This is a genomic window from Alicyclobacillus fodiniaquatilis, assembly GCF_042678105.1.
In the GTDB taxonomy this organism is placed as follows: Bacteria; Bacillota; Bacilli; order Alicyclobacillales; family Alicyclobacillaceae; genus Alicyclobacillus; species Alicyclobacillus fodiniaquatilis.
In genome coordinates, this window is record NZ_JBHUCX010000025.1 from 1 (window position 1) to 1,620 (window position 1,620).

Annotated in this window: 1 protein-coding gene; it reads left to right on the top strand. The window is 51.1% G+C overall.

The annotated features are described in order from the left end of the window. Positions 1-122: 122 nt before the first annotated feature. Positions 123-1,601: an IS5 family transposase gene (locus ACFSB2_RS10570; protein WP_377943009.1), complete on the top strand. Its 1,479-nt coding sequence runs from the start codon at positions 123-125 to the stop codon at positions 1,599-1,601. Positions 1,602-1,620: the final 19 nt, after the last annotated feature.

Below are 1,620 nucleotides of genomic sequence, written 5' to 3' on the forward strand. Positions count from 1 at the left end.
TAGGGGCTGCTGAATGATTCAAAAGTCCAATAATAGCAAGGGTTTCGCGTATCAAATGTCGAATTAAAGTGTAAGGATTTTGAACGGAACGGGTGAAAAACCGTGCACTTGGAGGGCTGCAATTGTACGCGAATCATCAGGAACAACAAATACTGCCAGGGGACTTCTTTCTACCATTCGGCGGTCGACTCAGTGAAAATAACCGCTGGGTCCAGCTTTCGTATCTTATCCCATGGAGACGTGTGGAGATGGAATACAGCAAACACTTCAGCGGGGACCTTCGGGGAGGACGAGCCTTGTCGGTTCGGATGGCACTTGGTGCCCTGATTATTCAGGAACGGGAAGGGTTTTCGGATCGTCACTTGGTCCAACACATCCTAGAAAACCCGTACTTGCAGTATTTCATTGGTCTGGAAGCATATCAGGAAGAGCCTCCTTTTGACCCTTCGCTGCTGACCTACTTTCGAAAACGTCTGGGTCCTGACATCATCAATCAAGTGAATGAGTGGATTGTCGAAGCTGGACTGCAGGAAGAACAGGATGCAGACGACCAAGATAAGGACGAGGACGAACCTCCCACCGGGCCTGGTCATTCCGATACAGATGGTGAATCTCAGGATCCGCCAACTCACCAAGGAAAGCTCATTCTTGATGCAACCTGTGCACCGGCAGACGTGGCGTTCCCAACGGACTTGTCATTGTTGAACAAAGGGCGTGAGAAGCTGGAAGACATCATTGACACGCTCCATGCACCGCACAAGGGCGAAATGAAGAAGTCCAGAGATCGGCGCCGTCAGGCGCGACGTGACTACCTGCGAACCGCAAAGAACCGTAAGCCTGGTCGCATGGCGATTCGTAGAGCTATCGGTCGCCAATTGCGTTATGTGGCGCGTGACCTGGGATTCATCGAACAGCTCGTACAACACACTTCACTGACAGTGCTCTCTCGGCGCCAATACCGCGACCTCTTGGTTATCGGGGAGTTGTATCGACAACAACTGGAAATGTATCGGTCCCGTAGCCATCGAGTGGATGACAGAATCGTGAGCATTGCGCAACCAGACGTACGACCAATTGTAAGAGGGAAGGCAAAGGCGAATGTAGAGTTCGGCGCAAAAGTGGCTATCAGTGTGGTCAGTGGATACTCATTGATGGAGAAGACCAGTTGGGACAGCTTCAACGAAGGCACAACGCTGATTGATTCGGTGGAACGATACCTCCAGCGCTTCGGATATTATCCGGAGGCCATTCTGGCGGACAAAATATACCGCACGCGGGACAATCTCAAGTATTGCAAAGATCACGGAATCCGGCTGAGCGGCCCAAAACTCGGGCGACCGCCAAAGCAGATGGATCCGAATCAGAAGAAGATTGAACGGCAGGACATGGGCAAGAGAAATGCGGTGGAAGGGAAATTCGGAGAAGGAAAACGCATCTACGGGCTTGGCCTTATTCGAACGCGTCTTCGTGAGACTAGCGAGACGGTCATTTCCATCCAACTGCTAGTGATGAACCTTGAGAAGAGGCTACGGTTTCTTTTTTGTCTCATACTCTCCGAACTCATCGCACTGGATTTTGCCATCAACAGTGCCGTTGCATAGATCATTCAGCAGCCCCTAA